General features: G+C 60.0%; 28 protein-coding genes. 15 read left to right on the top strand and 13 right to left on the bottom strand.

What is annotated here, in order from left to right; translation table 11 throughout:
- Positions 1 to 3 precede the first annotated feature (3 nt).
- The 10 genes from rplO to bfr all read left to right on the top strand — a co-directional run bounded on the left by rplO (position 4) and on the right by bfr (position 7,223).
- Positions 4 to 441: a 50S ribosomal protein L15 gene (gene rplO, locus CAF79_RS10115; protein ID WP_011336169.1), complete on the top strand. Its 438-nt coding sequence runs from the start codon at positions 4 to 6 to the stop codon at positions 439 to 441.
- A complete protein-coding gene (secY, locus tag CAF79_RS10110; protein ID WP_003228718.1) occupies positions 442 to 1,770 on the top strand; it encodes a preprotein translocase subunit SecY in 1,329 nt (442 codons plus the stop codon).
- 27 nt (positions 1,771 to 1,797) lie between these two features.
- On the top strand, positions 1,798 to 1,914 hold the full coding sequence (gene rpmJ / locus CAF79_RS10105; protein WP_002555468.1) for a 50S ribosomal protein L36: 117 nt from the start codon (positions 1,798 to 1,800) through the stop codon (positions 1,912 to 1,914).
- 130 nt (positions 1,915 to 2,044) lie between these two features.
- The gene (gene rpsM, locus CAF79_RS10100; RefSeq protein WP_009045849.1) at positions 2,045 to 2,401 is read left to right on the top strand and encodes a 30S ribosomal protein S13; all 357 of its coding nucleotides are present in this window, start codon (positions 2,045 to 2,047) and stop codon (positions 2,399 to 2,401) included.
- Between the two features lie 30 nt (positions 2,402 to 2,431).
- Positions 2,432 to 2,821, top strand: a complete 390-nt coding sequence (gene rpsK, locus CAF79_RS10095) for a 30S ribosomal protein S11 (protein WP_002555466.1) — start codon at positions 2,432 to 2,434, stop codon at positions 2,819 to 2,821.
- 18 nt (positions 2,822 to 2,839) lie between these two features.
- Positions 2,840 to 3,460 (top strand): 30S ribosomal protein S4, encoded by a 621-nt coding sequence (gene rpsD, locus CAF79_RS10090; protein WP_003176404.1) that lies wholly within the window; start codon positions 2,840 to 2,842, stop codon positions 3,458 to 3,460.
- Between the two features lie 22 nt (positions 3,461 to 3,482).
- On the top strand, positions 3,483 to 4,484 hold the full coding sequence (gene rpoA, locus CAF79_RS10085; protein ID WP_003186012.1) for a DNA-directed RNA polymerase subunit alpha: 1,002 nt from the start codon (positions 3,483 to 3,485) through the stop codon (positions 4,482 to 4,484).
- A 42-nt stretch (positions 4,485 to 4,526) separates the two neighbouring features.
- Positions 4,527 to 4,913 (top strand): 50S ribosomal protein L17, encoded by a 387-nt coding sequence (gene rplQ, locus CAF79_RS10080; RefSeq protein ID WP_007955635.1) that lies wholly within the window; start codon positions 4,527 to 4,529, stop codon positions 4,911 to 4,913.
- Positions 4,914 to 5,151: 238 nt separating this feature from the next.
- Entirely contained in the window at positions 5,152 to 6,606 is a 1,455-nt protein-coding gene (locus CAF79_RS10075; RefSeq protein WP_085697677.1) for a catalase, read from the top strand.
- A 149-nt stretch (positions 6,607 to 6,755) separates the two neighbouring features.
- Positions 6,756 to 7,223, top strand: coding sequence for a bacterioferritin (gene bfr / locus CAF79_RS10070; RefSeq protein WP_085697676.1), 468 nt, complete (start codon positions 6,756 to 6,758; stop codon positions 7,221 to 7,223).
- 65 nt (positions 7,224 to 7,288) lie between these two features.
- Here the strand turns inward: bfr and uvrA are convergent, their stop codons facing one another.
- Positions 7,289 to 10,123, bottom strand: a complete 2,835-nt coding sequence (gene uvrA, locus CAF79_RS10065; protein WP_085697675.1) for an excinuclease ABC subunit UvrA — start codon at positions 10,121 to 10,123, stop codon at positions 7,289 to 7,291.
- A gap of 191 nt (positions 10,124 to 10,314) precedes the next feature.
- On the opposite strand from uvrA, the gene CAF79_RS10060 reads away from it, so the two are divergent.
- Positions 10,315 to 11,712: an MFS transporter gene (locus tag CAF79_RS10060; RefSeq protein ID WP_085697674.1), complete on the top strand. Its 1,398-nt coding sequence runs from the start codon at positions 10,315 to 10,317 to the stop codon at positions 11,710 to 11,712.
- A 9-nt stretch (positions 11,713 to 11,721) separates the two neighbouring features.
- Positions 11,722 to 12,240, top strand: a complete 519-nt coding sequence (locus CAF79_RS10055; protein WP_007966163.1) for a single-stranded DNA-binding protein — start codon at positions 11,722 to 11,724, stop codon at positions 12,238 to 12,240.
- Positions 12,241 to 12,316: 76 nt separating this feature from the next.
- Here the strand turns inward: CAF79_RS10055 and CAF79_RS10050 are convergent, their stop codons facing one another.
- From CAF79_RS10050 to CAF79_RS10020, 7 genes are all read right to left on the bottom strand, one after another.
- Complete coding sequence (locus CAF79_RS10050) at positions 12,317 to 13,474, bottom strand: glutathionylspermidine synthase family protein (protein ID WP_085697673.1); 1,158 nt, start codon at positions 13,472 to 13,474, stop codon at positions 12,317 to 12,319.
- 2 nt (positions 13,475 to 13,476) lie between these two features.
- Positions 13,477 to 14,169 carry a DUF1190 domain-containing protein gene (locus CAF79_RS10045; RefSeq protein WP_085697672.1) on the bottom strand — a complete coding sequence of 231 codons (693 nt, stop codon included), beginning with the start codon at positions 14,167 to 14,169 and terminating at the stop codon, positions 13,477 to 13,479.
- A gap of 17 nt (positions 14,170 to 14,186) precedes the next feature.
- Positions 14,187 to 14,612, bottom strand: coding sequence for a DUF350 domain-containing protein (locus tag CAF79_RS10040; RefSeq protein ID WP_085697671.1), 426 nt, complete (start codon positions 14,610 to 14,612; stop codon positions 14,187 to 14,189).
- Between the two features lie 13 nt (positions 14,613 to 14,625).
- A complete protein-coding gene (locus tag CAF79_RS10035) occupies positions 14,626 to 15,276 on the bottom strand; it encodes a DUF2491 family protein (protein WP_085697670.1) in 651 nt (216 codons plus the stop codon).
- A gap of 123 nt (positions 15,277 to 15,399) precedes the next feature.
- The gene (locus CAF79_RS10030; RefSeq protein WP_007955625.1) at positions 15,400 to 16,098 is read right to left on the bottom strand and encodes a PspA/IM30 family protein; all 699 of its coding nucleotides are present in this window, start codon (positions 16,096 to 16,098) and stop codon (positions 15,400 to 15,402) included.
- Positions 16,099 to 16,115: 17 nt separating this feature from the next.
- A complete protein-coding gene (locus CAF79_RS10025) occupies positions 16,116 to 16,784 on the bottom strand; it encodes a YjfI family protein (RefSeq protein ID WP_007955624.1) in 669 nt (222 codons plus the stop codon).
- 155 nt (positions 16,785 to 16,939) lie between these two features.
- On the bottom strand, positions 16,940 to 17,494 hold the full coding sequence (locus tag CAF79_RS10020; RefSeq protein WP_085697669.1) for a cysteine hydrolase family protein: 555 nt from the start codon (positions 17,492 to 17,494) through the stop codon (positions 16,940 to 16,942).
- Between the two features lie 101 nt (positions 17,495 to 17,595).
- On the opposite strand from CAF79_RS10020, the gene CAF79_RS10015 reads away from it, so the two are divergent.
- The 3 genes from CAF79_RS10015 (at position 17,596) to CAF79_RS10005 (ending at position 20,623) form a co-directional block, all read left to right on the top strand.
- Complete coding sequence (locus tag CAF79_RS10015) at positions 17,596 to 18,591, top strand: GlxA family transcriptional regulator (protein ID WP_085697668.1); 996 nt, start codon at positions 17,596 to 17,598, stop codon at positions 18,589 to 18,591.
- Positions 18,592 to 18,768: 177 nt separating this feature from the next.
- Entirely contained in the window at positions 18,769 to 19,875 is a 1,107-nt protein-coding gene (locus CAF79_RS10010; RefSeq protein WP_085697667.1) for a DUF3182 family protein, read from the top strand.
- Positions 19,865 to 20,623 (top strand): S9 family peptidase, encoded by a 759-nt coding sequence (locus CAF79_RS10005; protein ID WP_085688042.1) that lies wholly within the window; start codon positions 19,865 to 19,867, stop codon positions 20,621 to 20,623. Before CAF79_RS10010 ends, CAF79_RS10005 begins: the two co-directional genes overlap by 11 nt.
- A gap of 113 nt (positions 20,624 to 20,736) precedes the next feature.
- On the opposite strand, the gene CAF79_RS10000 is transcribed toward CAF79_RS10005, so the two are convergent.
- From CAF79_RS10000 to CAF79_RS09980, 5 genes are all read right to left on the bottom strand, one after another.
- The gene (locus tag CAF79_RS10000) at positions 20,737 to 21,723 is read right to left on the bottom strand and encodes a lysylphosphatidylglycerol synthase domain-containing protein (RefSeq protein WP_085697666.1); all 987 of its coding nucleotides are present in this window, start codon (positions 21,721 to 21,723) and stop codon (positions 20,737 to 20,739) included.
- Positions 21,720 to 23,006 (bottom strand): cardiolipin synthase ClsB, encoded by a 1,287-nt coding sequence (clsB, locus tag CAF79_RS09995; RefSeq protein ID WP_085697665.1) that lies wholly within the window; start codon positions 23,004 to 23,006, stop codon positions 21,720 to 21,722. The genes CAF79_RS10000 and clsB overlap by 4 nt, the downstream gene beginning before the upstream one ends.
- Positions 23,003 to 23,800: an endonuclease/exonuclease/phosphatase family protein gene (locus tag CAF79_RS09990; protein ID WP_085697664.1), complete on the bottom strand. Its 798-nt coding sequence runs from the start codon at positions 23,798 to 23,800 to the stop codon at positions 23,003 to 23,005. The genes clsB and CAF79_RS09990 overlap by 4 nt, the downstream gene beginning before the upstream one ends.
- Positions 23,797 to 24,723: a DUF72 domain-containing protein gene (locus CAF79_RS09985; protein ID WP_085697663.1), complete on the bottom strand. Its 927-nt coding sequence runs from the start codon at positions 24,721 to 24,723 to the stop codon at positions 23,797 to 23,799. Before CAF79_RS09985 ends, CAF79_RS09990 begins: the two co-directional genes overlap by 4 nt.
- A gap of 103 nt (positions 24,724 to 24,826) precedes the next feature.
- The gene (locus CAF79_RS09980) at positions 24,827 to 26,038 is read right to left on the bottom strand and encodes an MFS transporter (protein WP_085697662.1); all 1,212 of its coding nucleotides are present in this window, start codon (positions 26,036 to 26,038) and stop codon (positions 24,827 to 24,829) included.
- Positions 26,039 to 26,334 lie beyond the last annotated feature (296 nt).

Below are 26,334 nucleotides of genomic sequence, written 5' to 3'. Positions count from 1 at the left end.
TCGATGAAACTCAATGATCTGAGTCCAGCGCCGGGTTCCCGTCGCGAAAAGCATCGTCCGGGCCGTGGTATCGGTAGTGGTTTGGGTAAGACTGGTGGCCGTGGTCACAAAGGTCAGACTTCCCGCTCCGGTGGCACCATCGCTCCAGGCTTTGAAGGCGGTCAACAGCCGCTGCATCGTCGCCTGCCGAAGTTCGGTTTCGTTTCCCTGAAAGCCATGGACCGCGCAGAAGTGCGTCTGTCCGAGCTGGCTAAAGTGGAAGGCGACATCGTCACCGTGCAGTCCCTGAAAGATGCCAACGTGATCAACGTCAACGTACAGCGCGTGAAAATCATGCTGTCCGGTGAAGTGGCTCGCGCTGTCACTATCGGCAAGGGAATCGGCGCCACCAAAGGTGCGCGTGCGGCTATCGAAGCAGCTGGCGGCAAGTTCGAGGAATAAATGGCTAAGCAAGGTGCTCTCTCTGCGCTCGGCAAAGGCGGTATGTCTGAACTTTGGGCTCGTCTGCGTTTTCTGTTCCTGGCGATTATCGTCTACCGAATAGGCGCACACATCCCGGTTCCAGGTATCAACCCGGATCGACTCGCGGACCTGTTTCGACAGAATGAGGGGACCATTCTTAGCTTGTTCAACATGTTTTCCGGCGGCGCGCTGGAGCGGATGAGCATCTTTGCACTGGGGATCATGCCGTACATTTCGGCATCGATCATCATGCAGTTGATGACCGCCGTCAGCCCGCAGCTGGAGCAGTTGAAGAAGGAAGGTGAAGCTGGCCGTCGCAAGATCAGCCAGTACACCCGCTACGGCACCGTCGTCCTCGCTCTCGTTCAGGCCATTGGCATGTCCATTGGTCTGGCGGGGCAGGGCGTTGCGTTCACTGGTGACTTTGGCTTCCATTTCGTTGCGGTCTCCACGTTTGTGGCTGGCGCGATGTTCATGATGTGGCTGGGTGAGCAGATTACTGAGCGTGGTGTAGGCAACGGTATCTCGATGTTGATTTTTTCGGGTATCGTCGCCGGTCTTCCGAGAGCAATCGGGCAGTCTTTCGAGTCTGCGCGTCAGGGCGATATCAACATCTTCGCTTTGGTTGCCATCGGTTTGCTGGCAGTAGCGATTATCGGTTTCGTGGTGTTCATTGAGCGTGGTCAGCGTCGTATCGCTGTTCACTACGCCAAGCGTCAGCAGGGCCGCAAGGTTTTTGCTGCGCAGACAAGCCACTTGCCGCTGAAGGTGAACATGGCCGGTGTTATTCCGGCTATTTTCGCGAGCAGCATTTTGCTGTTCCCGGCTTCGTTGGGTGCCTGGTTCGGTCAGTCTGAAGGTATGGGCTGGTTGCAGGACATCTCGCAGTCGATCGCTCCTGGTCAGCCGTTGAATATTCTGCTGTTTAGTGCAGGGATTATTTTCTTCTGCTTCTTCTATACGGCGTTGATGTTCAATCCGAAAGACGTAGCGGAAAACCTGAAGAAGTCCGGTGCCTTTATTCCGGGCATCCGTCCAGGTGAGCAGTCCGCGCGCTATATTGATGGCGTTTTGACTCGCTTGACCATGTTCGGTGCTCTTTACATGACGGCCGTGTGCTTGTTGCCCCAGTTCCTGGTGGTAGCAGCAAACGTTCCGTTCTACCTTGGCGGGACCTCGTTGCTGATCGTGGTCGTGGTTGTGATGGACTTCATGTCCCAAGTACAATCGCACCTCGTTTCGCACCAGTACGAATCCCTGATGAAGAAAGCCAACCTGAAGGGTTACGGCAGCGGCATGTTGCGCTGAGTACCCATAAGGTTCGAGGAGTTGGTGATGAAAGTTCGTGCATCGGTGAAAAAGCTGTGCCGTAACTGCAAGATTATTCGCCGCGAAGGTGTTGTTCGAGTAATTTGCAGCGCGGAACCGCGTCACAAACAGCGCCAAGGCTGAGTGTGATTGTGCTTCAAGCCCGGTAGCTAGTGCGCTACCGGGTTGATTATTTGTTATTACAGCGATATTATCTCGCGCCCTATTTCTTGGCTTCCGGGGCGTAGGTAGCTGTCAATTGGAGTCCCACTGAATGGCCCGTATTGCAGGCGTTAACATTCCAGATAACAAGCATACTGTTATCTCGCTGACCTACATCTATGGTGTTGGTCGCACTACTGCACAGAAGATCTGTGCAGAGACTGGGGTAAACCCAGCCGCAAAGATCAAGGATCTGAGCGACGAGCAGATTGAACAGCTGCGTGGCGAAGTGGCGAAGTTCACCACTGAAGGTGACCTGCGTCGCGAAATCAACATGAAAATCAAGCGCTTGATGGACCTCGGTTGCTATCGCGGTCTGCGTCATCGTCGTGGTCTGCCAGTACGCGGTCAGCGTACCAAGACCAACGCGCGTACCCGTAAAGGTCCGCGTAAGCCGATCCGCAAGTAATCGCCCCAGCGAATCGACAGGAATTTAATCATGGCAAAACCTGCTGCTCGTCCTCGTAAAAAAGTTAAAAAGACAGTGGTTGATGGCATCGCCCACATCCATGCTTCTTTTAACAACACCATCGTGACCATCACCGACCGTCAAGGTAACGCTCTTTCCTGGGCTACCTCCGGTGGTTCGGGTTTCCGCGGTTCCCGCAAGTCCACCCCGTTCGCTGCTCAAGTAGCTGCTGAGCGTGCTGGTCAAGCTGCGCTGGAATACGGCCTGAAAAACCTCGACGTGAACGTCAAGGGTCCAGGTCCAGGTCGTGAATCCGCAGTCCGCGCTTTGAACGGCTGTGGCTACAAGATCGCCAGCATCACCGACGTGACGCCAATCCCGCACAACGGGTGCCGTCCGCCGAAGAAGCGCCGCGTGTAATCCAGGAGATTGTAAAGAATGGCTCGTTACATTGGTCCAAAATGCAAACTCGCTCGTCGCGAAGGCACCGATCTCTTCCTGAAGAGCGGCGTGCGCGCGATCGAATCGAAGTGCAACATTGAAGCAGCACCTGGTATCCACGGCCAACGCCGCGGTCGCCAGTCCGACTACGGCACCCAACTGCGTGAAAAGCAGAAGGTCCGTCGTATCTACGGCGTTCTCGAGCGTCAGTTCAGCGGCTACTACAAAGAAGCTGCTGGCAAGAAAGGTGCAACCGGTGAGAACCTGCTGCAGCTGCTCGAATGCCGTCTGGACAACGTTGTATACCGTATGGGCTTTGGTTCGACTCGTGCCGAATCCCGTCAGCTGGTATCGCACAAGTCGATCAGCGTTAACGGTCAGACCGTGAACGTTCCGTCCTACCAGGTTCGTGCTGGTGACGTGGTTGCTGTTCGCGAGAAAGCAAAAAACCAACTTCGCATTGTCCAAGCTCTCGATCTGTGTGCCCAGCGTGGCCGCGTAGAATGGGTAGAAGTAGACACTGAGAAGAAGTCGGGCGTTTTCAAGAACGTTCCTGCTCGCAGTGATCTGTCCGCCGACATCAACGAAAGCCTGATTGTCGAGCTCTACTCCAAGTAAGGGCTAGAAAATAGGTGCATCCATGCAGATTTCGGTAAATGAGTTCCTGACACCCCGCCACATTGATGTGCAGGTTGTCAGTCCAACCCGCGCCAAGATCACTCTCGAGCCTCTCGAGCGTGGTTTTGGCCACACCCTGGGCAACGCGCTGCGCCGCATCCTGTTGTCCTCAATGCCCGGCTGCGCAGTAGTCGAGGCCGAGATTGACGGTGTGCTCCACGAGTACAGCGCCATCGAAGGTGTACAGGAAGACGTAATTGAAATCCTGTTGAACCTTAAAGGTCTGGCCATCAAGCTGCACGGTCGTGACGAAGTTACGCTGACCTTGTCGAAGAAGGGTTCGGGGGTGGTTACCGCTGCCGATATTCAGCTGGATCATGATGTCGAGATCGTTAATCCCGATCACGTAATCGCTAACCTGGCGTCTAACGGCGCCCTGAACATGAAGCTCACCGTAGCTCGTGGTCGTGGTTATGAACCAGCAGACTCGCGTCAGAGCGATGAAGACGAAAGCCGCAGCATCGGTCGCTTGCAGCTTGACTCTTCGTTCAGCCCGGTTCGCCGTATCGCATATGTGGTGGAAAACGCCCGTGTCGAACAGCGTACCAACCTGGACAAGCTGGTTATTGATCTGGAAACCAACGGTACTCTGGATCCTGAAGAGGCTATCCGCCGCGCTGCAACCATCCTGCAACAGCAGCTGGCTGCGTTCGTCGACCTCAAAGGTGACAGTGAGCCAGTGGTTGTCGAGCAGGAAGACGAGATCGATCCGATCCTGCTTCGCCCGGTTGACGATCTGGAACTGACTGTACGTTCGGCTAACTGCCTTAAGGCGGAAAACATCTACTACATCGGCGACCTGATTCAGCGTACCGAAGTAGAGCTGTTGAAGACTCCGAACCTGGGCAAGAAATCCTTGACTGAAATCAAGGACGTTCTGGCCTCCCGCGGTCTGTCCCTCGGCATGCGCCTCGACAACTGGCCGCCTGCAAGTCTTAAGAAGGACGACAAGGCGACTGCCTGATCGTCGTAATCACCGAACGTAGTGTTTGGTAAGGAATGAACCATGCGTCATCGTAAAAGTGGGCGTCACCTGAGCCGCACCAGCTCGCACCGCAAGGCCATGTTCCAGAACATGGCGGTGTCGCTGTTCGAGCACGAGCTGATCAAAACTACTCTGCCAAAAGCCAAAGAACTGCGCCGCGTTGCCGAGCCGCTGATCACTCTGGCCAAGACAGACAGCGTTGCTAACCGTCGTCTGGCTTTCGACCGTACTCGTTCGAAAGCTATCGTTGGTAAGCTCTTCAACGACCTGGGCAAGCGTTACGCTACCCGTGAGGGTGGCTACCTGCGCATCCTCAAGTGCGGTTTCCGCGCTGGCGACAACGCGCCTATGGCGTACGTCGAACTGGTTGATCGTGCTGTCGGCGGTGAAGCTGTATCCGCTGAGTAAGACATCAGTCTGAAACAAGGAACCGGGCCCAGTGCCCGGTTTTTTGTGCCTGTAAGAAATGCGCCGTTCGTACAAGCATCTACCCTGTTTGGGTCTGCACTATGTGCGGGGATATGTCGTTAGTTTTTCTCTATTGCTGACCACGAGTTAATGAATTTGTGGCTGTCATATTGATGATCGATACTCCCCAACAAGCCGATTAGCCGGCAGTTCAAGACCGATAGAGGAAGAAGATCGCATGAGCCAGAACAAGACGCTTACGACCGCCAGTGGCGCACCTGTCGCCGATAACCAGAACTCTCGCTCCGCCGGCCCTCGTGGTCCGTTGTTGCTCGATGATTTTCATCTGATCGAAAAGCTTGCTCACTTCAACCGGGAAAACATCCCTGAGCGTCGTGTGCACGCCAAGGGTTCGGGCGCATACGGCACTTTCACGGTCACTCGCGACATTACGCAGTACACCAGCGCCAAGCTGTTCTCTGCTGTCGGCAAACAGACGCCGACCTTCCTGCGTTTTTCGACGGTGGGTGGCGAGCGTGGCTCGGCCGACACCGAGCGCGATCCGCGTGGCTTCGCCCTCAAGTTCTACACCGAAGAAGGCAACTGGGACATCGTTGGCAACAACACGCCGGTGTTCTTCATTCGCGATCCGCTGAAATTTCCTGACTTTATCCACACCCAGAAACGCCTGCCGCAAAGCAACCTGAAAAGCGCGCAGATGATGTGGGACTTCTGGTCGCATTCGCCTGAAGCGCTGCACCAGGTCACCATTCTGTTTTCTGATCGCGGGATCCCGGACGGCTATCGCCACATGCACGGCTTCGGCAGCCACACCTACAGCCTTATCAACGCTCAAGGCGAGCGGCATTGGGTGAAGTGGCACTACAAGACCAAGCAAGGGATCAAAAACCTCGCGCCGGCAGACGCGGCACGTCTGGCGGGCACAGACCCCGATTACGCCCAGCGCGATCTGTTCGAAGCCATCGAGCGTGGTGACTTCCCGAAATGGAGCGTGTGCATCCAGATCATGACCGAGGCCCAGGCTGCTGCTCACTACGAGAACCCGTTCGACGTAACCAAAACCTGGTCGCAGAAGGAGTTTCCACTGATCGAAGTGGGTGAGCTGGAACTGAACCGTAATCCGCTCAACTACTTTGCTGAAGTCGAGCAAGCAGCGTTCGGTCCAAGCAACATGGTGCCTGGCGTAGGTCTGTCTCCGGATCGCATGCTGCAGGGTCGTGTATTCGCATACGCCGATGCCCACCGCTACCGCGTAGGCACCAACCACCAGCAACTGCCAGTGAACGCCCCGCGCAGCCCGGTGAATACTTACCAGCGCGACGGTTCGATGGCTTTTGGCAGCAATGGCGGCGCAGCGCCTAACTATGAGCCGAACAGCTACGTAGAGTCGCCGAAACAAGCGCCGCACTATGCCGAGCCTGCGCTGGCGTTGAACGGTGCGGCTGATCGCTACGATCACCGTGAAGATACTGACTATTACAGCCACGCCGGTGCGCTCTTCCGCTTGATGAGCGAGGAACAGAAAGCGTTGCTGGTCAGCAATATCGCCGGCGCGATGGCAGGTGTGTCGAGTGATGTCGTCGACCGTCAGTTGCAGCATTTCTACAAGGCCGATCCGGCGTACGGAGAAGCAATCGCAAAGCTGCTTAACGTACAGCTTAGCGAAGTCTAAACGAGAAGCAGAACCGCCCTCATTCGGGCGGTTTTTGCGTTATTTAGGCTGCTTTTCTCAGGATATCTTCGCTTTTATTGCGCGAAGTGGGTGACCTTCCAGTCAGGTTGGTTCAAACTACGGACTTTCAAGCAGGGAGATGTAGGGCGATGCAAGGCCACCCAGACGTTATCGATTACCTCAACACGTTGCTGACCGGCGAACTGGCCGCGCGTGACCAATATTTCGTTCACTCGCGGATGTATGAGGACTGGGGATTCACCAAGCTCTACGAACGAATCAACCACGAGATGGAAGAAGAGGCCGGTCACGCCGATGCACTGATGCGCCGGATCCTGATGCTCGAAGGCACCCCGCGCATGCGCCCGGATGACCTGGATGTTGGTACCACGGTAGAGACCATGCTCGAAGCGGATCTGCGCCTTGAGTACAAGGTGCGTGCCGCGCTGTGCAAAGGCATCGAACTGTGCGAACAACACAACGACTATGTCAGCCGCGAAATCTTGCGCGTTCAGCTCAACGACACTGAAGAAGATCACACCTACTGGCTTGAAAAGCAGCTGGGTCTGATCAAGCTGATCGGTATCCAGAACTATCTGCAGTCGCACGCCTCCTGATCGCAACGGATACAAAAAAGCCCCTGTCACTGACGAAGTGACAGGGGCTTTTTCATGTCCGGCGATCAGGCGCGATCGCGGATCAGCAGCGGCTTGAGGTAATGCCCGGTGTGAGACTGCTTCATCTCGGCCACTTCCTCCGGCGTACCGGTGGCGATGATCTGCCCACCTTTCGAACCACCCTCGGGACCGAGATCCACCAGCCAGTCGGCTGTCTTGATCACGTCGAGGTTGTGCTCGATCACCACCACAGTATTGCCGTGGTCGCGCAGGCGATGCAGTACGTCGAGCAATTGCTGGATGTCCGCGAAGTGCAGACCGGTGGTCGGCTCGTCGAGGATGTACAGGGTCTTGCCGGTGTCGCGCTTGGACAGCTCACGGGACAACTTGACCCGCTGCGCTTCACCACCAGACAACGTGGTCGCCGACTGCCCGAGCTTGATGTACGACAGGCCCACATCCATCAGTGTTTGCAGCTTGCGCGCCAGCGCCGGTACCGCGTCGAAGAACTCCCGAGCTTCCTCAATGGTCATCTCGAGGGTTTCGTGGATGTTCTTGCCCTTGTATTTGATCTCCAGGGTTTCGCGGTTGTAGCGCTTGCTCTTGCACACGTCACACGGAACGTAGATGTCCGGCAGGAAGTGCATTTCCACCTTGATCAGACCGTCGCCCTGGCAGGCTTCGCAACGACCGCCCTTGACGTTGAACGAGAAACGCCCCGGGCCGTAACCACGGGAGCGGGATTCGGGCACGCCGGCGAACAGTTCGCGGATCGGTGTGAACAGACCGGTATAGGTCGCCGGGTTGGAGCGCGGCGTACGGCCAATCGGGCTCTGGTCGATGTCGACGACCTTGTCCAGATGTTCCAGGCCCTTGATGCTGTCGTGGGCTGCCGCCTCCAGGGTGGTCGCGCCATTGAGTGCCGTGGCGCTCAGCGGGAACAGCGTGTTGTTGATCAGCGTCGATTTGCCGGAGCCGGAGACACCGGTCACGCAGGTCAGCAAGCCGATCGGGATTTCCAGGTCTACGTTGCGCAGGTTGTTGCCCCGCGCGCCCTTGAGCGACAGCACCTGCTTCTTGTTGCGCGGTGTGCGTTTGGCCGGCACTTCGATCTTGACGCGGCCCGACAGGTATTTACCGGTCAGTGAGTCCGGGTGCGCCATGACCTCGTCCGGCGTGCCTTCGGCGACGATCTGCCCGCCATGAACGCCGGCGCCGGGGCCGATATCCACTACGTAGTCAGCGAGACGGATCGCGTCTTCATCATGTTCGACCACGATCACCGTATTGCCGATGTCGCGCAGATGCTTGAGGGTGCCGAGCAGGCGATCGTTGTCGCGCTGGTGCAGACCAATGGAGGGTTCATCGAGGATATAGAGAACACCTACAAGGCCTGCGCCGATCTGGCTGGCCAGACGAATGCGCTGTGCCTCGCCGCCGGACAGGGTATCGGCACTACGATCCAGCGACAGATAGTCGAGACCGACGTTGACCAGGAATTGCAGGCGCTCGCGGATCTCCTTGAGAATCTTGTCGGCGATTTCACCACGGCGACCGGTCATCTTCAGCGCGCCGAAATAGTCGCAAGCGTCACCGATCGGCAGGTTGGTCACCGCCGGCAGGGTTTTCTCGCCGACCCACACGTGTCGCGCTTCGCGGCGCAGGCGGGTGCCACGGCAATCCGGGCACGACTGGGTGCTGAGGAACTTCGCCAGTTCTTCGCGCACGCTCGCCGATTCGGTTTCGCGGTAGCGGCGCTCGAGGTTCGGCACGATGCCTTCGAACGGATGCGAGCGCTTGACGATGTCGCCCCGGTCGTTGAGGTATTTGAAATCGACGCTCTGCGAACCGCTGCCGTGCAGAATGTATTTCTGCTGGTCGGCCGGCAGCTCGTTGAACGGCTGCTCCAGGCTGAAACCGTAATGTGCGGCCAGTGAGCCGAGCATCTGGAAGTAATAGACGTTGCGCCTGTCCCAGCCGCGGATCGCGCCTTCGGCCAAGGTCAGTTCTCCGTTGACCAGGCGCTTGATGTCGAAGAATTGCTTCACGCCCAGACCGTCGCAGGTCGGGCAGGCACCGGCCGGGTTGTTGAAGGAAAACAGCTTGGGTTCCAGCTCACTGATGGCATGGCCGCAGATCGGGCAGGCGAAGCGCGCGGAGAAGATCATTTCTTCGCCCGGCTCGTCGTCCATCGGCGCCACCAGGGCGATGCCGTCGGCCAGCTTCAGCGCGGTCTCGAAGGATTCCGCCAGACGCTGTTGCAGGTCGGCGCGTACCTTGAAGCGATCGACCACGACTTCAATCGTGTGCTTCTTCTGTTTATCCAGTTTCGGCAGTTCGTCCAGCTCGCAGAGCCGGCCGTTGACCCGGGCACGGACGAAGCCCTGAGCGCGCAGTTCCTCGAACACCGACAAGTGCTCGCCCTTGCGCTCGCGAATCACCGGCGCCAGCAGCATCAGCTTGCTGCCTTCCGGCTGAGCCAGCACCAGGTCGACCATCTGGCTGACAGTCTGTGCTTCCAGCGGAATGTCGTGATCCGGGCAGCGCGGCGTACCGACGCGGGCATAAAGCAGGCGCAGGTAGTCGTAGATTTCGGTGATGGTGCCGACCGTGGAACGCGGGTTGTGCGAAGTCGACTTCTGTTCGATGGAGATCGCCGGCGACAGGCCTTCGATGGTGTCGACGTCGGGTTTTTCCATCATCGACAGGAACTGCCGGGCATAGGCCGACAGGGATTCGACATAGCGGCGCTGACCTTCGGCGTACAGCGTGTCGAAGGCCAGGGACGACTTGCCGGATCCGGACAGGCCGGTGATGACGATCAGTTTGTCCCGTGGCAGGGTCAGGTCGATGTTCTTCAGGTTGTGGGTGCGGGCCCCACGAATCAGGATCTTGTCCAAAATGGCCTCGCTCGGCGGGCGTCGAAAACACAGGAGTATACGGCCAAATACTGGATGGATGCACACTATCAAATGAAGGGTTTTTTGCCTTACATGAAGAGAGTTTCATCTGTACGCGTCAAAGCGTCGCGATATACCCCGTCTCTCGATGGGACTGGTAGAATCGCCGCCGGTTCACACGAGGTTTTTCCATGCACGATCCCCACAGCGAACGCATGAGTGGCAGCGAGACCCGCGCGGCGAGCGGTCTGGCCCTGGTGTTCGCCTTCCGTATGCTTGGCATGTTCATGGTGTTGCCGGTACTGGCCACCTACGGCATGGATCTGGCGGGAGCGACCCCGGCCCTGATCGGGCTGGCGATCGGCGCTTACGGCCTGACCCAGGCGATTTTCCAGATTCCGTTCGGGATCATTTCCGACCGCATCGGCCGGCGTCCGGTGATTTACCTCGGGCTGATCGTCTTTGCCCTCGGCAGCGTGCTGGCGGCTCAGGCCGATTCGATCTGGGGCGTGATTGCCGGGCGGATCCTGCAAGGCGCCGGTGCTATTTCCGCCGCGGTCATGGCGCTGCTTTCCGATCTCACCCGTGAACAGCACCGCACCAAGGCCATGGCCATGATCGGCATGACCATCGGCCTCTCGTTCGCCGTGGCGATGGTGGTCGGCCCGCTGCTCACCCGTGCGTTCGGCCTGTCCGGCCTGTTCCTTGCCACCGGCGGCATGGCGCTGCTCGGGATCGTGATCGTGATGTTCATGGTGCCGAAATCCACCGGGCCGCTGAGTCATCGCGAGTCCGGTGTTGCGCGCCAGGCGCTGATGCCGACGCTCAAGCACCCGGACCTGCTGCGGCTGGATCTGGGCATTTTTGTGTTACATGCGATGTTGATGTCGAGCTTCGTCGCTCTGCCCCTGGCGCTGGTCGAAAAGGCCGGTCTGCCCAAGGAACAGCACTGGTGGGTCTACCTCACAGCCCTGCTGATCTCTTTCTTCGCCATGATCCCGTTCATTATCTACGGCGAGAAGAAACGCAAAATGAAACGAGTTTTGCTCGGCGCCGTGATGACGCTGATGCTCACTGAGCTATTCTTCTGGCAATTCGGCGACAGCCTGCGGGCTCTGGTGATCGGGACGGTGGTGTTCTTCACTGCGTTCAATCTGCTGGAAGCTTCGCTGCCGTCGCTGATCAGCAAGGTTTCACCGGCGGGTGGCAAGGGCACGGCCATGGGCGTGTATTCCACCAGTCAGTTCCTCGGTTCGGCACTCGGCGGGATTCTCGGCGGCTGGATGTTCCAGCATGGCGGTCTGTCGGTTGTGTTCCTCGGATGTGCCGGGCTGGCTGCACTTTGGCTGGCCTTTGCTGTTACCATGCGCGAACCTCCCTACGTGACGAGCCTGCGCCTGCCGCTGTCGCCCGAAGCGATCCGCGAAGCGGGTCTGGTCGAGCGTCTCAAGGCCCTCGTAGGGGTAACTGATGCAGTGATCGTTGCTGATGAAGCGGCGATCTACATCAAACTGGACACCGAATTAATGGATCGCACCACTCTCGAACGCCTGGTGAACAACCCGGCGCAGACTGCGTGCGAAGCCTAGGAGAACGTTATGGCCCGTGGGGTTAACAAAGTCATTCTGGTCGGTACTTGCGGCCAGGATCCCGAAGTACGCTACCTGCCCAACGGTAACGCCGTGACCAACCTGAGTCTGGCGACCAGCGAGCAGTGGACCGACAAGCAGACCGGTCAGAAGGTCGAGAAGACCGAGTGGCACCGCGTATCGATGTTCGGCAAGGTTGCCGAGATCGCCGGCGAATACCTGCGCAAGGGTTCGCAGGTTTACATCGAAGGCAAGCTGCAGACCCGTGAGTGGGAAAAAGACGGTATCAAGCGTTACACCACCGAAATCGTGGTCGACATGCAAGGCACCATGCAACTGCTCGGCGGCCGTCCACAACAGGGCGACCAACAAGGCGGTGGCAACAATTATCAGCAGCAGGCGCCACGCCAACAGGCTCCGCGTCCGCAGCAGTCGGCACCTCAGCAGCGTCCGGCCCCGGCTCCGCAGCAGGCCGCACCGCAACCGGCTCCGGATTTCGACAGCTTCGATGACGACATTCCGTTCTGATTCGCTGCTGAATCCGCTCCAGACAAAAAAGGCCCGTCGCTGAATGCGACGGGCCTTTTTCATGCGCGCAGGTTTTTCAATCGAGAATCAGATGTGGCAGAAACCGGCTCGAATCCTTGGTGATCAGGCTGTTGTCTTCCCGCACACCAATCCCCGCCGCCTGATCGCCGATCACCCATGAGCCAATCAACGTGTAGCTGTCGTCGAACTTCGGCAATGGGGCAAATTCCTGCAGGATGAAGGGCGCATCGGTGTAGGGCCCATCCTCTTTGACGATCAGACCTTCGGCGGTCTGCAACTCGATGTTGGCGCCTTCCCGGGAGAAGTACGGTTTGCGCACCCAGCCCTTGGGCACCGCGCTGCCCGGATTCGGGTCGAGGTGCGCGGCCAGCAGATTCGGATGGCCCTTGTGCAACTCCCATAGCAGGGGCAGGGCGCCCTTGTTGGAGAGGATCGACTTCCACGCCGGTTCAAAAAACTGGGTGTCGCACCCGGCAATCGCCGCGCCGAACGGCTCGTGGAAGATGAATTCCCAGGCGTGCAGTTTGAACAGGTGCGGGATCCAGCGATCCTCAAGATCCACGAAACGACCGTCAGCGCTCAGGCCGATGTCTTCGATGTCGATATGCCGCGATTCGATGCCGACTTTCTCTGCGATCAGCCGCAGATAATCCGTGGTGCCTTTGTCTTCCACCGAGTCTTTCATCGAGGCGAAGTAAAACGGCCGCGTGAGTTTCAGTTGGGCAAAGGCTTCGTGCAGACGGGTGTCGATGCTGTTGAACTGGTCGGCATGGCGCGGCAGCAGCCCGCGCTCGATGCATTGCTCCAGCCAGCCCCACTGGAACGCCGACGCCTCATAAAGGCTGGTGGGCGTGTCGTAGTTGAGTTCGAGCAGCTTCGCCGGGCCGTTGCCGCTGTAGGAGAAGTCCATGCGCCCGTACAGATGCGGATGACCTTCCAGCCAGGACGTTCGGATCATGTCGTAGTACGGCGTCGGAATGCTCAGACGATCCAGCAGTTCTTCGCTGTGCACGACGCGGTCGACCAGGTCCATGCACATCTCGTGCAGCTCGGTGGTTGGATCCTCCAGATCGTTCTCGATCTGCGCGAGCGTGAACTGGTAGTAGGCGCTCTCGTCCCAGTACGGCTCGTCGTCGATGGTGTGAAACAGAAAGCCGAGGCTTTCGGCAGTCTGTTTCCAGTCGTGGCGCTCGGCGCAGTGGATCTTCTTCATGGTCAGCTGCTCGAACGGCCCCAGCCGCCCCAACCACTGCGTGCGCTGGACTGGCTGCCGAAGCCGCCACGGGAGGTGGACGCAGCGACGTTGACCGGTTTGCGGTAATCGCTGTCGTAGTCCCGCTGGCTGCGGCTCGGCGCCGATTCGATGCGGCGGTTCAGCGTCGAGGTGTCGTAGGTCTGGCGGGTATTGCGCTCACGGTAAACCGGCCGCGAGTCGCTCGCGCGGTTGTTGCTCATGGCATTGCCGATCAGCCATCCGGTGAGCCAGCCGTTGCCTGCACCGCTGGACGAGTGCGAAGTGCTGGTCTGATTGCTCTGCACGGCGGCGGCGTCGCCGGCGGGCATCTGGGCATTGGCGATCGCATCGAGGTTCTGCGCCGGCTCACCGTCCTGCGGCACCTTGAAGCCGCCGAGTTTCGGCACGAAACGGCCGGCGGAATTTTTCTGACACCAGTCAGCGGCAAAGTCCGCGTCGCAGGCAGCCTTGTCGTCGTAGGCCGGGGAAATACGGCGGTGCTCGGCCAGGGCTGCGACATAGGCGTTCGAGCAGACATCCGGTGCCACTTCGGCGTCGACGCATTGTTCGACGCTCTGGAAGTTGCGTTGCTGTTCCTGGGCGGCCACTTCAGCGGAAATCGCCAGGGCCACCGAAGCGGCCAGCGACAGTTGAACGTACTTGCTTCGTTTCATCTCAGGCTTCCTGCCGATCAGTAGGACGGGGTCATGCATGCGGCGTTGAGCATACCGACGCTGATCGCCACCGCCGCCACATAAATGCCCGAGGCGATTTCACCGTTGGCAATACGCTGGGACGTGCCCTTGAGCACCAGCCCGGTCGCCAGGAAGGCCAGCAATTGCACCACCGCCGCGATCACCGCCCAGAGGACGAAGTCGAGGACGTTGATCGAGTGAGCGATCACGTTGCTCGCCGGAATCGCGAAGCCAATGATTGCGCCGGACAGAGCGATGGCGGCGGCAACGTTGCCGGAACGGATCAGCTCGAATTCCTTGTGCGGCGTGACGCGGGTGTAGACGAACTGAAACAGCATGAACAGCAGCACGGCGCCGATCAGGTAGGCGACGAAACCGACCAGTGCGGCTTTGTTCAGGGAAATGGACAACGCTTCCAGCATGGAAAACTTCCTTTTAAATAGTGCTCAAGTCGGTGGTGTACAGCGAGATGCCCAGCGAAGTGCTCAGGCTGACCGTGCCTTCTTCGTCCTGCTCGACGGAGAACAGCAAGAGCTCGCGGCGATCGGTCAGGCCGGTTTCCCGGGCGTAGAGCATCGAGTGATGGTTGATGGTGTAGGACTCGTCGGGGTTGATCACCTGTTCGGTGAGCGGCACCAGTTCGGTCTGGCCGCGTTCGGTGCCCCATTCACGGGTGTATTCGACACCTTCATGGCGATAGGTCGGCAGGCCGATCAGGCTGTTCGGGCCGGCCAGACGCTGCAGTTCGGCGTTACTGTTGACCGTCACATAGCTGACGTAATTGAACAGCGTCACCGACTCGATCTGGTCGTCACCGGTGACATGGACCTGTACCCAGAATTCTTCATCGTTCAGGTAGTAGCGATGCAGTTTGTTCGACTGACCGAGGTCGATCCAGCCGGCGCTCCAGATGGCCTGGGCGTCGGGAACCCGTACCGAGGTGCTGCCCTCCAGCAACAGGCCGAGGGTCGTGTCGAAGCGGATCGCCTTGCCCTGCGCCAGTCCGAGCGGGCCGCCGGCAGACCTGGACGCCGGTGCGGCCGACTGCCAGTTGCTGGTGCCGAGCAAATCTTTGAACCATCCCATGGGTACATTCCTTGAAGCGGGTGGAGGTATTCGTTGGCAAAACGCCGCTAGTGTACCGGCGTCGTGACAAACCGGCAGGCAAAAAAGAAGGGCACCCGGTGCCCTTCTTTTTTCTTGCCGCCGTTACTGGGCGGACTTCTGCTTCAGACGCTCGAGGATAGCGTTGGCGCTGCCTTCGTTCGGCGTGATGCCGGCTTCGCGCAGCTTGCGATCCAGGTCGTTGCCGGTCGACGCATCGGCCAGTTCGTCGGCAGCACTCAGCTCGGCCGCGCGTTGCTGCTGCTTGGCTTGCAGACGGTTAAGGGTGCCGACAGCGGTTTCCAGTTTGCCGTTGGCGCCGCCACTGGCGATCGAAGCGCTGACCTGAGCCTTCTGCACGCTTTCACGGGCCTTGGCCATGTCCACTTGCTGGCGCAGGCTCTTGATCCGCGCTTCGGCCTTGTTGATGTCCTTGCGCATGTTGTCGGCGTAGGTGCCGAACTCGTCGCTCTGTTTTTTCTCGACGCCCAGGTCGTTGGTCAGGGTCGAGATGGCTTCGGCCACTTCCAGTGCCAGATCTTCACGGCCGGCGTTCAGGGCGGAAACGGCCTTGGCTTCCAGGTCCTTGATCTTGGCTTCGTACTCGCTCACGCGGTCGGCAGACAGTTTGTGCTTGGCCATGATGGTGACCAGTTCGCGACGGGCGTTGGACAGCGCGCTGTCGGCGTCACGGATTTCCTGATCGAGGATGCGCAGGGCCTGTTGGTCGGCGATCGCTTCGCCGACTTCGTTGGCGCCGCCGCGCAGCGCGGTGAACAACTTGCTCCAGATGGACTGAGTCATTGGATATTCCCTGTTGATTACTTGAAGAAGTGTTCGAAGGCTTCGCTGGCGCGCTGCACGTTGTCGACCAGGGTTTTCACCTCGGTGACCACGTTGGTCAGGCTCGAATCGGCACTCAGTGCACCAAACATGTTGTAGACGGTCTGGCCGTTGGGCATGGTCTCGATGCCGATCGACGACAGCGGGAACATTTCCCGGCTGCGCAGCACGGCGTCGTTGAAAGCGCGCACGTCGGTGATCGAATCGATGTCCACCAGCACGGTGTCGACGATGATCTGCTGACCGGCGAGGGCGATGTGAATCGGCAGACCGCCGAATTCGTTCATTTCCAGCTTGAGGCTGGGTTCGGAGCTCTGGATCAGAGACAGCGTGATCTCTTGCGAAGCCACCTCGTCCAGCGCCTTGAAAGCGTTGTAGAGGCTATCGATGTTCCAGTTGTTGCCTGCGCTCATGTAATTCTCCGACATGAAAGAGCCAGCCAGAATCGGTTGGCGTAGCTGTTGCTCCATTTGCTTGAGCAAGCTCCGGTTTTCCGGAAGCACCCAAGTTTCGTGTTTCACATAACCGGCGGCAGCCAGGCCCGCGCGCATCTGCTTCATGTAGAAGCTCGACGGTTTTTTCGCGGACGGTGTCGAGCGCACTCCCTTTGGGCTCTCTGACTTGGTGGCGGGGGAGCGGCTTTTCATGGCGATGACTCCGTTATGAACATCTCACGCGTGAGCGACACTACAGCCAAATCAAAATGCCATCAATGGCTCACGCGTGAGATTTTTGTGACACACAAACAAAAGCGCCCGCAACGAGGCGGGCGCAGGTTTTTCCGGGTGTGTCCGCGCAGGGCTCAGCGGCTGGCGGCGAGGAACTCGTCGGTGGATACCACGCTGGCATAGGCAAACCCCAGCGCCGACATGTATGCCGCATGCACATGGGCGGCAGGCACGGTCAGGTCGTTGAATTCCAGGTCGCGGGTGGCGCAGGCGTCGTGGATTACCGTGACGGTGTAACCCAGATCTGCCGCCGCACGGGTGATGCCGTCGACGCACATGTGGCTCATGCTGCCGACCACCACCAGTTCCTTGATGCCTTGTTCGTCGAGGATCGATTGCAGTTCGGTTTCGCGGAACGAGTTGACGAAATGCTTGAGTACTACCGGCTCGTCGGCGCGGTTGAGCACTTTCGGATGCAGTTTCGCGCCTTCGGAGCCGGGTGTGAAAAACGGCGCCTCGGGCGAGGTGAATTCGTGGCGGATGTGCACCACCGAATCGCCGGCCTCGCGGAATGCCGCGATCAACCGGGCGGCGTTGTCGGCGGCGGCGTCGGCGCCGGCCAGCGGCCACTTGCCTTGGGGGAAGTAGTCGTTCTGGATATCGACTACGATGAGCGCTTGCTTGGCCATGGGTGTGTCCTCGACGTTATGGGTGGGTGTGGATTCAGTATTGGTGCTGGCCACGTTTTCGAGGATTGGCCGCACCGACAATACACAGGGGAAAACTGACAATGGCTGCTGAAAGGATCGTCGCGGAGCTCGGCGTGCTGATCTATCCCGGCGCGCAAATGGCGGCGGTACATGGCCTGACCGATCTGTTCGGGGTGGCCAACCGGATCGCTGCCGAGCATCAGACGGCACAGCTGCCACTGCTGCGGATCAGTCATTGGCAGGTCGACGGTGATCAGCCCCCCGTGCGCGTTTACGACAGCCTTCCCGGTGCCGAAAACGGTTTGCTGGCGGTACTGATCCCACCGTCCATCGCCGGTTTTTCCGCTGCACAGATGCCGGCCGGTCTGATCCCCTGGTTACGTGAGCAACATGCGCGGGGCGCGACACTCGGTGGGGTCTGTGTCGGCTCGTGGTTGCTGGCTGAAAGCGGCTTGCTCGACGGTCGCAGCGCGACCACGCACTGGACGTCGGCCAAGGCCTTCGCCGAGTGTTACCCCAACATCAGGCTCAAGGCCGACACGCCGATTGTCGACGATGGTGACCTGATTACCACGGCGGGGCTGATGGCCTGGTCCGAGCTTGGCTTGCGGCTGGTGGACCGCTTGCTCGGGCCGAGCATCGCCAGCAGCACTGCGCGGTTTCTGGTGGTGGAGCACAGCGACAGCGCAAGCGAGTGCGGAAGCAATTTTGCGCCGATTCTCAATCACGGCGACGGTGCGATTCTCAAGGTTCAGCACTGGCTGCAAGGCAATGGCGCGACCGATGTCTCACTGACGGCGATGGCCGAACGCGCAGGCCTGGAGGAACGCACTTTCCTGCGGCGGTTTCGTGCGGCGACCGGTCTTAAACCCACCGAATACTGTCAGCACCTGCGGGTCGGCAAGGCTCGGGAAATGCTCGAGTTCACCAATGGCACCATCGACCATATTGCCTGGACGGTGGGTTATCAGGACCCGGGAGCTTTTCGCGCGACGTTCAAGAAAATCACCGGGCTGGCGCCGAGTGAATACCGCACGCGATTCGGCGTCAGCCCGCCGCCGACCGTCGCGAAGTAAACCCGCCTGTCGTGCAAAATGCCGGAGCCGACAGAGCAGTCGTGCAGATTGAAACAGGCGCGGTGCCAGCACGGGGTGTCCAAGTGGCTGATTAACGGAATGTTTCCACTGAACGCCCGTTGGCCTGATCTCTGCACCCTCTGACCTACATTCAAATCGCCGTTGGAAGGGGGACGCATGACCCCGACATCCCGCAGGAAAGTGGTCGTCGCCCATTCGATTCGGCCCGGCGCGCCACAACATGAAGTGCAGACCAACAAGGCCCTCGCGCGATGGCTGGCGCAGATCCTCGGCCTGAAGTTTGGCGGCAGTTACGACGCCGAAAAACATCGCGGCCGGGATACTTATCTGCTGCCGACCCAGACCCTCGTCGGCGCGGCGGCTCGCGAACTGGGCGTGAGCGGCCCGGACGATTTGTGGGGCGGTTTCGTCGAGCACGACTTCATCTGCACCAAAGCCATCAGCCACGGTTTGCGCAGCCATCAGGCTCATGCACCGCAAGGCTGGTCGCCGCTTTTTTCCGAGCGGGTGCGCACCGTGGTGCTGGACGGGCTCAGCGTCTTTGCGCTGGAAGATGCGCGGCCCGCCGCCGAACATCTTTTGTACAGCGGGCCGATCCGTCTCAAGCCGATTCACGCCTGTGCAGGGCGCGGACAGGAAGTGATCAAGAGCCTGGATGCGTTCGACGAAATTCTCGCCCGACCTGACGCTGAAAAACTGTTCCGCGATGGCGTGGTACTGGAGCAGGACTTGAGTCAGGTAACCACCCACAGCGTTGGGCAGTCGTTCATCGGCGACAAAGTGTTGAGTTACTGCGGTGATCAATACTTGACCAGGGACGCCCACGGCGAAGAGGTGTACGGCGGCTCGAACCTGCTGGTGGTACAGGGTGGCTATGAGGACTTACTAAAGCTGGATCTGGCTGACGACGTGCGTCTGGCGATCCGGCAGGCGCAGGTGTTCGACCGGGCGGCGGACGAAGCCTATCCGCGCTTCTACGCTTCGCGGCGCAATTACGACATCGCCCAAGGCCTGGACAGTGAAGGCCGACCGCGCAGCGGCGTGCTCGAACAGTCCTGGCGCATGGGCGGTGCCAGCAGCGCGGAAGTGGCGGCGCTGCAAAGCTTCGTCAACGACCCCTCGATGCGCGCGATCCGCGTGTCGTCGGTGGAAACCTATACCGATCAGGCCCTGCCGGCGGATGCCATCGAGGTGTATCGCGGCCCGGCCGAGAACAGCGACTTTCTCCTCAAATACGTAACGGTCAAATCCTATGACGGCTAGAAGCGAAAGCATTCAAATCGACATTGATGATGAACAGATGAGCGGGACGTTCCTCAGTCCCAAATCGAAAGTCCCCGGCGTGTTGTTCGTGCACGGCTGGGGTGGCAGTCAGGAGCGCGATCTGGAACGGGCCAAAGGCATCGCCGGCCTGGGCTGCGTGTGCCTGACGTTCGACTTGCGCGGCCACACTGGCGGCACCGGCATTCCGCTGAGCCGGGTCACCCGCGAAGACAACCTGCGTGACTTGATGGCGGCCTACGACCGGCTGCTCGCCCATCCGGCGCTGGACACCTCGGCCATCGCGGTGGTGGGCACCAGCTACGGCGGTTATCTCGCCTCGATCCTGACCTCGCTGCGGCCGGTACGCTGGCTGGCGCTGCGAGTGCCGGCGCTGTATCGAGACGAACAATGGCACACGCCCAAGCGCGATCTGGACAAGGCCGACCTGCGCGATTATCGCGGCACGCTGGTGCGTGCCGACAGCAACCGCGCCTTGCACGCCTGCTCGCAATTCACCGGGGATGTGCTGCTGGTGCAATCGGAAACTGACGACTATGTGCCTCACGCGACGATCATGAGTTATCGCGCCGCGTGCCAGCAGACTCACTCGCTGACCCACCGCATCATCGACGGCGCCGACCACGCCCTGAGCGATCCGACCTCGCAGCAGGCCTACACCTCGATTCTCGTCGACTGGATCACCGAAATGGTGGTGGGCGAGCGGTTGAGCATTATTCAGTCCACATGATTTGTGGTGTTTCTTCGGACGCCTTCGCGGGCAAGCGCGCTCCCACATTTTGAATGCATTGCGCCTGTGGGAGCGGGCTTGCTCGCGAAGGGGCCTCCAGCCATTACAAAAAATCAGGACGGCTTCTTCTCGATCCGTAACGCCTTGGCCTTGGCTTCCACCACCAGGTACATCAGCACGGTGATCAGCAGCGGCAGCAGGAAATAGATGGCCCGATAGGCCAGCAACCCGGCCACCAGACTGCCGCGCGAAGCCTCGTGTTGCAGCAGCGCCACGAACACTGCTTCGAGCACGCCGAGCCCGGCAGGAATGTGGGTGATGACCCCGGCAATCGCGCTGATCAGCAGCACCCCGAGCACCAACGGGTAGTCGAGCTTGCTCGGCAGCAACGTGAAAATCACCGCTGCCATCAGCGACCAGTTCAGCGCCCCGAGCAGCAATTGCAGAACCGCCATGCGCAGCGACGGCAGATTGATTTCCACCCCGCGAATCGACCACTCGCGCCGCCGGGAAAACTGGCAGGCGATCAGATAACCGGCGCTCACCAACAGCAGCAACACACCAATGCCCTGCAACGCGCCGCTGCTGACTTTCCAGCCCGGCGGCATGCGTACCAGCCCGCTGGCAAACACCACGCCGGCGATGGTCATGTAGCCGAACCAGTTGGTCGCCAGGCTCAGGCCGAGGATCTTGGCGATGTTGCTTTTGCTCACCCCGAGCCGCGAATACAGCCGATAGCGCATGGCAATCCCGCCGACCCATGCGCTCAAGTTGAGGTTGAACGCATAGCTGATGACGCCCACCGGCAGGATCTGTTTCCAGGTCAAGTCCTGGCGAATGTAGGTGCGGCCGATCAGGTCGAAACTGGCGTACACCAGAAAGCTCAGCAAGGTCAGGCTGGAGGCGATGATCAGCGTGCGCACCTTGAAGTCGGCGAGGGTTTGCAGCACCTCGGCCCATTCGATACGGCTGGCGAACATCGTCAGCAGGACGATCAGCGCAAGAAAAAACAGCAGGGTCAGCGGACGTTTCCAGCGACTCCAGCGGGACTTGCCCGCCGGTGCCGGATGCACCGCCGCGTGGGCTTCGGAATGGCTCATGAAGGATCCCTCCCGGAGGCCTGGAAAAAGGGTTTGAGTCGTGGCTTGTGTGCCGGCAGCCAGCCGGCCATGGCCGGGAAATGCCGCAGGAAGTGAAACACCAGAAAGCCCACGGTCATGTGCCAGATTCGCCCGCGTGGCGACTTCGTGGCGTCCATCGCCTTGCAGTGGTTGTGGCTGAGGTCTTCGAGGCGTTCGAACAGCAGACGATTGAAGGCTCGGTCGCGAATCAGCACGTTGGCTTCCAGGTTCAGCGACAGGCTCAACGGGTCGAGATTGCTTGAGCCGACGGTGCTCCATTCTTCATCCACCAGCGCCACTTTGCCGTGCAGCGGCCGCTCGCAATATTCATGAATCTGCACACCGGCCTTGAGCAGGTAGTCGTAGGTCATGCGCGCGGCGAGTTTGGCCACCAGCATGTCCGGCTGTCCCTGCAGAATCAGCCGCACCTCGACCCCGCGCCGGGCTGCGTTGCGGATCTCGCGCAGCAGGCGATAGCCGGGAAAGAAGTAGGCGTTGGCGATCACCACCCGCCGTTGGGCGCGGCGCAGCACCTGCAAATAGACGTCTTCGATATCGGTGTTGTGCTGGTCGTTGTCGCGGAACACCAGACGCACCTGGCCGTCGTGATCATCGAACGCCATTTCCGCGCGACGCTGCCGACGCCGTTGCCACCAAAACCTTGCGCGTCCCGGTCGGCCGCTTTGCAGCAGGGCGAAATGATGGATGTCGGTCACCGCCGGGCCCTGAACTTCTACCGAATAATCCTGCTTCGCTTCGGGGCCGAAATCGGCCAGGTGATCGCCGGAAAAATTGATCCCGCCAATGAACGCGACCAACCCGTCGACCACCACGATCTTGCGATGCAACCGCCGGAACCAGTTGGTGCGAATCCCCAAATGCTTGGGGGCCGGATCGAAGATCTGCAGATGCACGCCGGCATCGCTCAACGCGGTCAGATAACCGGCGCTCAGTTCGCCACAACCGAAGCCGTCGAGGCTGACGGTGGTGCGCACGCCGCGCCGGGCGGCATCGATAAGAATTTCCTGCAACTCCTTGCCGACCTTGTCTTCGAAGACGATGAAGGTCTCCAGCAGGATTTCGCTTTTCGCCGCGCGCATCGCTTCGAACACCCGGGGGAAAAATTCCTCGCCGTTTTCCAGCAGCTCGACGCGGTTGTTGCCCTGCCAGCGATACTCGACATCGACGGTGCCCGGCTCGCGTACGGGCGGGGTGATGCTGACCGGCTCCACGGCGGATTTCTCCAACGGTGCACTGCTCATAGTTCAATCTCCACCGATAGTGGTGCGTGGTCGGAAAGGTGAGACCAGGGACGGTTCGCCAGCACTTTTGGCTGACTGGCCTTGAGGTTGCGCACATAGATCCTGTCCAGGCGCAGCAACGGCATGCGGGCGGGGAAACTGCGTGCCGGTTTGCCGTGATGCGCCGCAAACACTTCGCGCAGGCCACAGGGTTCAAGCAAGGCATCGGCGCGCTGGCGCCAGTCGTTGAAATCGCCGGCGACGATCACCGGCGCGTCATCAGGCAGCTCGGCCAGGCGCTCTCGCAGCAGGCGCAACTGATCGTTGCGATGGCTTTCGCGCAGGCCCAGATGGACACAGATCGCATGCACTTCACGGTCGTCTTCCGGCAGGCGCAGCACACAGTGCAGCAACCCCCGGTTTTCATGGCCGCTGATCGAAACGTCGAGATTGTCATGGCGCACGATCTGGAATTTCGACAGCACGGCATTGCCGTGATCGCCGTCCGGATACACCGCGTTACGCCCGTAGGCGAACTGCGGCCAGAGACTGTCGGCGAGAAACTCGTACTGCGGCATCGTCGGCCAGTTTGCGTAGCGTTTGGGGTGATGCTCGTGGGTGCCGTGGACTTCCTGAAGAAACACCACATCGGCGGACACGCTGCGCACCGCTTCGCGCAATTCCGGCAGGATGAAACGCCGGTTCAGTGCGGTGAAACCCTTGTGGGTGTTGACCGTCAGCACGGTGAAACGGCGTACCGTGTTGATGACTGTGGTCTGTTCGTCGGTGAAGCCGACCGGCTCGGGAATGCTCATGCGAGTACTCCTTCGGCGGCCGGCTCACCTGGCATGGTTTCGAGGTTTTTATCCAGATCGAAACGCTGCAACAGGCTGCGGGCATTGAAAGGCGCGCGGACCTTGATGTCGTTGTCGAAGTAGCAGAAAACCTCACGGGATTTACGGGCCCGAGGTATCAGACGCGGCGCGATCAAATGGGCGTCGTCCGGTTGCCGGCCATGGTGCCAGGCGTTGATCCGCTCGGCCCAGCGTTGCAGCGCGGCGTCGGTGTAACCGCTGGCGTAAAGCTCCTCGGCACCGTGCAGGCGCAGGTAGACGAAATCGCTGGTGAGGTCTTCGCGGTACGGCCATTTCCCGGCGGTGTCGGCGATCACCAGCGCGGTGTTGTAGCGTTTGAGCAAACGCACGAAGTCGGGGTCGATGAAACTGTCGTTGCGGATTTCCACGGCATGGCGCAGCGGTTTTTTGCTGTAAGCCTTCATGCTCGCGTGGCCGTGCAGGTGCGAATCGTGCTGGCGGGCGAGCTCGGCGGCCGCCTGGGTGTCGTGGGGCAACTGGTCGAGAAAGGCTTCGAAACGTTCGGGGTCGAACGTGAAGTTGGGCGGGAATTGCCAGAGGATCGGGCCGAACTTTTCCTTCAGTTCCAGCACCCCGGAGGCGAAGAAATTGGCCAGGGGTTTTTCGATATCGCGCAGGCGGCGAATGTGGGTGATGAAGCGCGGCGCCTTGATGCTGAACACGAAGTCATCCGGTGTTTCGGCGTACCACTGGGCATAGCGTTCGGGCCGTTGCAGGGCGTAGAACGATCCGTTTATTTCGATGCTGTTGACCGCCCGTGAGGCGAACTGCAATTCGCGTTTGTGCGCCAGCCCCTTCGGGTAAAAGTCCCCGCGCCACGGGGCGTAACGCCAGCCTGAAATACCGATATGAATCGTTGCCATGCCGCCCTCCCGTCGAAAGTCCCCATACGGCCTCTGTCTGTGGATGACTGTGGGCGGTTCGGGAAAGTTTCGACGGGATTACGGACGGTCGGGCTGTGCCGGATCAATGCCCGGTGACGATCCGGGCCGAGCCTTCTGCCGGTTCGGCGTACACCGGGCCCAGGCGATCGAGGCGTCCGCTCAACGCCGTCAGAGCCAATGCCACCAGCACCACCAGGCCGCCGATCCACGCCGTATGGATCAGGCCGATGTGTTCGACGATCAAGCCGCCACCCCACGCACCGCCGGCAATTCCGAGGTTGAACGCGGCGATGTTCAGGCCCGATGCCACATCCACCGCGTGCGGTGTGTGATGTTCAGCCTGACGCACCACATACACCTGCAAGCCCGGCACGTTGCCGAAGGCGACTGCGCCCCAGACCAGCACGGTGGCCAGCGCCAGCCAGGGATTGCCGGCGGTGAAGGTGAGCGCGAACAGCACGGCGGCGAGCAGGGCAAAGATGATTTTCAGCGCGCTGATCGGCCCGCGTTTGTCCGCCAGTTTGCCGCCCCAGATGTTGCCGACCGCCACCGACACGCCATACACCAGCAACACCAGGCTGACGGTGCTGGCGCTGAAACCGGAGATGTCCTGAAGGATCGGCGCCAGGAACGTGAAGGCGATGAACGAGCCGCCGTAACCGATGGCGGTCATGGCGTACACCAGCAACAGGCGCGGTTGCTTGAGCACCTGCAATTGCTGCAACAGCGATGCGGGTTTGCTGTGGGCGATGTTGTTCGGCACATACAGCAGGCTGCCAATGAACGCGATCACGCCGAGTGCCGATACCGCGAGGAAGGTTTCACGCCAGCCGAAATGCTGACCGATGAACGTGCCCAGCGGCACGCCGGTAACCAGCGCCACGGTCAGGCCGGTGAACATGATCGCGATCGCACTGGCGGCTTTTTCCTTGGGGACCAGGCTGGTGGCGATGGTCGAACCGATGGAGAAGAACACGCCGTGGGCCAGACCGGTGACGATCCGCGCCAGCACCAGCGATTCATAACTCGGCGCCAGCCAGGCCAGCAGATTGCCGAGGGTGAACAGCACCATCAGCGACAGCAGCAACAGTTTGCGCGGGACCTTGCCGGTGAGGGCGGTCAGCACCGGCGCACCGATGGCTACGCCCAGAGCGTAGAGACTGACCAGCAGACCGGCGGACGGCAGACTGACGCCGAGATCGGCGCCGATGGTGGGAAGCAGGCCAACGATGACGAACTCGGTCGTCCCGATGGCGAAAGCGCTGAGAGTCAGCGCGAGCAGGGCAATGGGCATGACGGCACTCCGATGGGGGATTGAATGGAGCGCAGTGTCGGGGTTTGGTGGGGGTGGAAAAATACAGGGAGGGGCATTTGATATTTGCGTGCGACGCAAATATCCCCCCTAAAAGGTGTTCGTTCCCACGCTCTACGTGGGAATGCCTCCGTGGACGCTCTGCGTCCGCTCTTTGAGATGCGGAGCGTCTCTCGCTGCATTCCCACGCGGAGCGTGGGAACGATCAGTGAAGGGGAGTGGGCGGGGGAACGATCAAAACCGAACTTGCCGGGCCAAAACCGATCAGTTCTTTACAG

Origin of the sequence: Pseudomonas sp. B26(2017) (assembly GCF_002113045.1) — a bacterium.
Classification (GTDB): domain Bacteria; phylum Pseudomonadota; class Gammaproteobacteria; order Pseudomonadales; family Pseudomonadaceae; genus Aquipseudomonas.
Note: the sequence above shows the minus strand (reverse complement) of the source record. Positions and strands in the feature narration are given on the sequence as shown.

Bases quoted from the DNA above. Each gene is read 5' to 3' on its own strand.
- rplQ (WP_007955635.1), top strand. From the start codon at position 4,527: ATGCGTCATCGTAAAAGTGGGCGTCACCTGAGCCGCACCAGCTCGCAC.
- rplO (WP_011336169.1), top strand. From the start codon at position 4: ATGAAACTCAATGATCTGAGTCCAGCGCCGGGTTCCCGTCGCGAAAAG.
- CAF79_RS10040 (WP_085697671.1), bottom strand. From the start codon at position 14,612: ATGCTGGAAGCGTTGTCCATTTCCCTGAACAAAGCCGCACTGGTCGGT.
- rpsD (WP_003176404.1), top strand. From the start codon at position 2,840: ATGGCTCGTTACATTGGTCCAAAATGCAAACTCGCTCGTCGCGAAGGC.
- CAF79_RS10000 (WP_085697666.1), bottom strand. From the start codon at position 21,723: ATGAGCCATTCCGAAGCCCACGCGGCGGTGCATCCGGCACCGGCGGGC.
- CAF79_RS10025 (WP_007955624.1), bottom strand. From the start codon at position 16,784: ATGAAAAGCCGCTCCCCCGCCACCAAGTCAGAGAGCCCAAAGGGAGTG.
- CAF79_RS09990 (WP_085697664.1), bottom strand. From the start codon at position 23,800: ATGAGCATTCCCGAGCCGGTCGGCTTCACCGACGAACAGACCACAGTC.
- rpsK (WP_002555466.1), top strand. From the start codon at position 2,432: ATGGCAAAACCTGCTGCTCGTCCTCGTAAAAAAGTTAAAAAGACAGTG.
- CAF79_RS10020 (WP_085697669.1), bottom strand. From the start codon at position 17,494: ATGGCCAAGCAAGCGCTCATCGTAGTCGATATCCAGAACGACTACTTC.
- rpmJ (WP_002555468.1), top strand. From the start codon at position 1,798: ATGAAAGTTCGTGCATCGGTGAAAAAGCTGTGCCGTAACTGCAAGATT.
- CAF79_RS10055 (WP_007966163.1), top strand. From the start codon at position 11,722: ATGGCCCGTGGGGTTAACAAAGTCATTCTGGTCGGTACTTGCGGCCAG.
- CAF79_RS10015 (WP_085697668.1), top strand. From the start codon at position 17,596: ATGGCTGCTGAAAGGATCGTCGCGGAGCTCGGCGTGCTGATCTATCCC.
- CAF79_RS10035 (WP_085697670.1), bottom strand. From the start codon at position 15,276: ATGGGATGGTTCAAAGATTTGCTCGGCACCAGCAACTGGCAGTCGGCC.
- CAF79_RS10060 (WP_085697674.1), top strand. From the start codon at position 10,315: ATGCACGATCCCCACAGCGAACGCATGAGTGGCAGCGAGACCCGCGCG.
- CAF79_RS10050 (WP_085697673.1), bottom strand. From the start codon at position 13,474: ATGAAGAAGATCCACTGCGCCGAGCGCCACGACTGGAAACAGACTGCC.
- CAF79_RS10030 (WP_007955625.1), bottom strand. From the start codon at position 16,098: ATGACTCAGTCCATCTGGAGCAAGTTGTTCACCGCGCTGCGCGGCGGC.
- CAF79_RS10010 (WP_085697667.1), top strand. From the start codon at position 18,769: ATGACCCCGACATCCCGCAGGAAAGTGGTCGTCGCCCATTCGATTCGG.
- CAF79_RS09980 (WP_085697662.1), bottom strand. From the start codon at position 26,038: ATGCCCATTGCCCTGCTCGCGCTGACTCTCAGCGCTTTCGCCATCGGG.
- clsB (WP_085697665.1), bottom strand. From the start codon at position 23,006: ATGAGCAGTGCACCGTTGGAGAAATCCGCCGTGGAGCCGGTCAGCATC.
- bfr (WP_085697676.1), top strand. From the start codon at position 6,756: ATGCAAGGCCACCCAGACGTTATCGATTACCTCAACACGTTGCTGACC.
- rpsM (WP_009045849.1), top strand. From the start codon at position 2,045: ATGGCCCGTATTGCAGGCGTTAACATTCCAGATAACAAGCATACTGTT.
- CAF79_RS10045 (WP_085697672.1), bottom strand. From the start codon at position 14,169: ATGAAACGAAGCAAGTACGTTCAACTGTCGCTGGCCGCTTCGGTGGCC.
- CAF79_RS10005 (WP_085688042.1), top strand. From the start codon at position 19,865: ATGACGGCTAGAAGCGAAAGCATTCAAATCGACATTGATGATGAACAG.
- rpoA (WP_003186012.1), top strand. From the start codon at position 3,483: ATGCAGATTTCGGTAAATGAGTTCCTGACACCCCGCCACATTGATGTG.
- secY (WP_003228718.1), top strand. From the start codon at position 442: ATGGCTAAGCAAGGTGCTCTCTCTGCGCTCGGCAAAGGCGGTATGTCT.
- CAF79_RS10075 (WP_085697677.1), top strand. From the start codon at position 5,152: ATGAGCCAGAACAAGACGCTTACGACCGCCAGTGGCGCACCTGTCGCC.
- CAF79_RS09985 (WP_085697663.1), bottom strand. From the start codon at position 24,723: ATGGCAACGATTCATATCGGTATTTCAGGCTGGCGTTACGCCCCGTGG.